Source organism: Pedobacter sp. 01T416_2, from assembly GCF_056398925.1.
The window spans coordinates 1-4,113 of sequence record NZ_JBFTQI010000537.1 but is presented as its reverse complement, the minus strand read 5'-3'; the positions used below and the strand labels follow the sequence as shown (position 1 = coordinate 4,113).

General features: G+C 35.8%; 5 protein-coding genes and 1 tRNA gene. 2 read left to right on the top strand and 4 right to left on the bottom strand.

Going from position 1 to position 4,113, the window contains the following annotated elements:
• Nucleotides 1-870 precede the first annotated feature (870 nt).
• The 4 genes from AC1DPQ_RS19790 to AC1DPQ_RS19775 form a co-directional block, all read right to left on the bottom strand.
• Nucleotides 871-947 (bottom strand) — tRNA-Ala (locus tag AC1DPQ_RS19790).
• Between the two features lie 115 nt (nucleotides 948-1,062).
• Nucleotides 1,063-1,269 (bottom strand): hypothetical protein, encoded by a 207-nt coding sequence (locus AC1DPQ_RS19785; RefSeq protein ID WP_477578748.1) that lies wholly within the window; start codon nucleotides 1,267-1,269, stop codon nucleotides 1,063-1,065.
• A 71-nt stretch (nucleotides 1,270-1,340) separates the two neighbouring features.
• Entirely contained in the window at nucleotides 1,341-1,985 is a 645-nt protein-coding gene (locus AC1DPQ_RS19780) for a CatA-like O-acetyltransferase (RefSeq protein ID WP_477610633.1), read from the bottom strand.
• Complete coding sequence (locus AC1DPQ_RS19775; protein WP_477610632.1) at nucleotides 1,982-2,677, bottom strand: HAD family hydrolase; 696 nt, start codon at nucleotides 2,675-2,677, stop codon at nucleotides 1,982-1,984. The genes AC1DPQ_RS19780 and AC1DPQ_RS19775 overlap by 4 nt, the downstream gene beginning before the upstream one ends.
• A gap of 78 nt (nucleotides 2,678-2,755) precedes the next feature.
• Between AC1DPQ_RS19775 and AC1DPQ_RS19770 the strand changes: the two genes are divergently transcribed.
• Nucleotides 2,756-3,397, top strand: coding sequence for a Crp/Fnr family transcriptional regulator (locus AC1DPQ_RS19770; protein ID WP_477578742.1), 642 nt, complete (start codon nucleotides 2,756-2,758; stop codon nucleotides 3,395-3,397).
• A 321-nt stretch (nucleotides 3,398-3,718) separates the two neighbouring features.
• Nucleotides 3,719-4,113, top strand: a 395-nt coding sequence (locus AC1DPQ_RS19765; RefSeq protein WP_477610631.1) for a hypothetical protein, incomplete at its 3' end; no start/stop codon positions are given.

The window sequence follows — 4,113 nt, the reverse complement described above, 5'->3', positions numbered from 1 at the left end:
GTGCTGGAGTATATTTCTCAACGTTTGTTTTTTCATTTCTTATGTTTGCAAACGTGGTAGAAGTTGCGAACAAGCCCAAAAATAATAAGGCAAAAAAAGTAATTTTTTTCATAAGTTTAATTTTTTTTAATTTCTAAAACTAAGTTAATAGCAAATAATATGAATGGCAATACTCATAAATGTGTATTGCAAATACACTAATTTATTTAATTCATATATCTGATCATAATTGGGGATTATTCCAAAAGTGGCCACTCGGCTCATTTTAAGCGGTTTTTAAGTCTTGTTTGACGTAGTCTGGATCAATGATTGTTTTCAGGCCCAAGGCGGCTTCAGTGGAGCGCTAAAGCGCTTAAAAAGGTTTTTTTTTTAGAAAGGGTGTTGCTGGAGTTTTTTATTTGTCGGTTTTTGGATGTAATCTTGCCCTAGAACAGCTTTATTGGCTGGATAATCATATCCGGGATGCAGTGGAGCGAAGTTTTGTGCGGATGGGAGGTGGAGCGTTGACAAAATTTCTTTTGCGGTGGTTCTGTAGGAATGGATATATTCGGGACTCTTCTCAAGATGTCCTGCTCAAAGCCGGGCTAATCTACGGGTGTACAGTTTGGAACGGAATCCGCTGTCTACTATTGCCGAAATCCCCACTTTAACCAGGAATATGGTAGTATCGATATATCGAACAAGCCTGTTGTGTGTTACCCTGATCTTAACATTCCAGGTATTGTCCTTATTTCTTATGATGTTCGAAAACTACCGCCTTGAAAGTTGCCATTGAAAAAACATTTGTAAAACAATTATGTGAAATTATACAATAATCATTGTTTTTTTGGAAATAAAAAAGCCGATCTAACTTAATAAATCGGCTTTTAATGGTGGAGAATATCGGATTCGAACCGATCACCTCTTCACTGCCAGCGAAGCGCTCTAGCCAAATGAGCTAATCCCCCAATTTTAACATTACTAAATAATTAAATCATCATTCGGTAATTGAAACAAGCTTCCTGCCTGAGCAGCAAAAATAGCAAATACTTTCTCGAATGCAAATCATAATTCATTTTTTAATTAATCTTTAGGTTTAAAAGCAAACAGTGCCATTAAACAGATTACAGCAAAAACCGATTGCATAGGATAATTAATGAACAGAAAAAGCACAAATGTGGCAATAAGTAAAAGCACAAAAAACATAAAGGCTTTAAAAACGGTATCCATATAACACATGGCTACAATAGCCAAAAGATAAAAAGGAATAATAACGGCAGCTATAAACATCGCCGAAAATAAATTCCTAATATTAACCGAATATTAAATATCCTTTAGGTTTAATTCCTTAAAGTTTTGAATTAAATATATTCGTTAACCTCTTTTTTGTTTAATAGGTCCTGGTAGGCATCTACAAACAGCGCAAGGTTATAACCATCCATCAAAGCATGGTTTACATGTATAGAAACCGACATTATTTTTCTTCCGTTTTCATCCCTAACCTTGCCAAAAGATATTTTAGGGCAGCTATCCTGATAAGCAAAATTGCGGGCATGTGATAAGGAACTGAAGTTTAACCAGGGCAATGCCGAATAGTGGATCACATTTTCGCCTGATGAGGAAGGGATTAAACCCGTGCTGGCCTGCACCTTTTCGATCTCCTTATCGGCTGCTGTTCTAAAATCTTCAAAATCCATGTAGAAATCCAAGTAGCCAAATCCGAATGTGCCATTTGGTCTGTTGATGGTAGCCGCAGCATTCACGTTATCGTATTTCCAAACTTCGCCATCAATAATGCGGTAACGAAAAGGTTCTACCTGATTTRCAGCAACCAGCGATTTGTGCAGATAAAGCAGGAAAAAAGAAACGTTATTTTCTTTTGCTTCTTCGTAGGTAGTAGTACAGTCTACCTCTACGGTTACGCCAAAGAAAGGTTCATCAAAGGCGCTAAAAAATTTAAAATGATCTTTTCTGATCCAGGTGTTTATATCTATTTTTTCTTTCATTCAATTAATTTTGGTAAAATCTCAGATAGGCTTTCCATCTGATAAAAATTTACATGTTCAATGGTATGATCGATACTTTCATGTACCCATGTGGTATGGAAGGGGATGTGAACGGCATGTCCGCCAATATTCAGTACTGGTAAAACATCCGATTTTAAGGAGTTGCCCRACATCAAAAACTCCTCAGGTTTACAATCCAGGTGTTTGATCAGTTTTTGATAATCTTTTTCCTGTTTATCGCTCATAATTTCAATATGGTGAAAATAGTGATCGAGTCCTGATTTGGTGAGTTTACGCTGTTGATCGAGCAGATCGCCTTTCGTCGCAACCACTAATCTGTATTTTCCGTGCAGGGCTTTAAGTACCTCCTCTACCCCATCAAGCAATTCGACTGGTTTATTGAGCATTTCCTGTCCAAGTGTGATCGCTTTACTAATCACAATAGGGTCTATTTTACCTTCAGTTATCCTCAAAACTGTTTCGATCATGCTCAAAACAAAACCTTTAATCCCGTAGCCGTAAAGTGGCAAATTGGCAATCTCAGTTTTGTAAAGTTCTGACAGAATGCTATGATGAGGCATAAAATCTTCTAAAAGACCTGCAAACTGCTCTTCCGTTTCGCGGAAATAAGGTTCGTTTACCCAAAGGGTATCATCAGCATCAAAAGCAATTACGGTAATTTGATTTTTCATTGTTATGCTTACTTTTAATGCGACAAAAGTAACGCAACTAAGACTGCTAAAAAAGGACATTTGTCCTGACTGAAAAATATGCTACGGACCAATCTTACTTTCTTATCCTTTATCGAACGTTTCTGTACCGAAAGTGAAGGAGGAACCATTACACTTAAAAACTTTAAAGCGGGTTATAGATTTATTGAACAGGGAGAAAAAATCAGCAATATCTACATTATTAAAGACGGAATAAGCAAGTGTTTCATCTCTGAGGAAAACGGCAAGGATTTTATTATCGAATTTTTAGGCAAGGGCGAAGTGGTTGGCGAATTAGAAGCTTTAAAAAAGATTGATTGTTTGTGCAACGTAGCCGCAATAAGTGATGTTACAGCCTATGTTATTCCTGACCATTTATTCTTTTCCCTGATTAATAAAAGTAGTGAATTTACTACAATCTTACTCCAGGAACTGTCTACCAGAATTATACAAACCAGTACACGGGCATCCTTCCAACAGCTATATACCTTAGAATATGCACTTTTAAAATTGCTCAAACTACAGGCCGATGAGCATATCTCCATCTCAAAAGAAGACATGGCTGCCTACCTTGGAATCTCCGTAAGAAGCTTTAACAGAAGCTTAAAGCAGGTGATAGATAAAGGTGGTTTTGATACGCCCGAATTTAAAAACATCCTACAGCTAACCAACATGAAAACGCTGCTGGAAAGATTAAAATAATCAACGTATTTGTGGTATAATTATTGCTTAAGGGCTATTAAAAAAAATTAATTGTAACGTTTCAGCGTTTTGATTCGTTTAAGTAATTGAAATTAAAAAAAACGCATCCACCGAAAATAATGCCACACAAAAAAACACATATACAAATGAAAAACTACAACCGCCAATTCACCTTAAGATTTCCAAGTTAATCGAATATTGAAGAGCCGTATCTATTTAAAATGGATCACTCTACAATATAATGATATCCTTACTGTCATTTAATAAAGCCTATGGCAATTGCCCATTTGCGATAATTGATTCAGCTAATCTTAATTAAACATGAGTGCTTATATAAACATCTACACCAATTCATTAACAGACGATCTTATCCCAACAATTTTAAAACGTTTAAATGAACATGAAAATGTTCTGGATATTAACTCCTCTTTTTCATTTAGAAACCCGAATGGAAACTTGCCAATCGTTTTTAAATGGGACAAACCCAGTTTGGAAATATTTAACGAGAATAACCTAAAACTAAATTTTGGCGTATCCCTTAAATCATTCGACCTTAAGGAGTACAAGAAAAAGCTCTTTAAAGACAAAATCATCAAGCAGAGTTTTGTACAAAAGATATTGGGATTATTTAAAAAGAAAAAAAGAAAGGTTGCAAAACCTATAAAACTGAGCGCAGAGGTTGAGGCTCAGCTTCAAAATTATAACAAAGTATTTTC

Bases quoted from the DNA above. Each gene is read 5' to 3' on its own strand.
- AC1DPQ_RS19770 (WP_477578742.1), top strand. From the start codon at position 2,756: ATGCTACGGACCAATCTTACTTTCTTATCCTTTATCGAACGTTTCTGT.
- AC1DPQ_RS19785 (WP_477578748.1), bottom strand. From the start codon at position 1,269: ATGTTTATAGCTGCCGTTATTATTCCTTTTTATCTTTTGGCTATTGTA.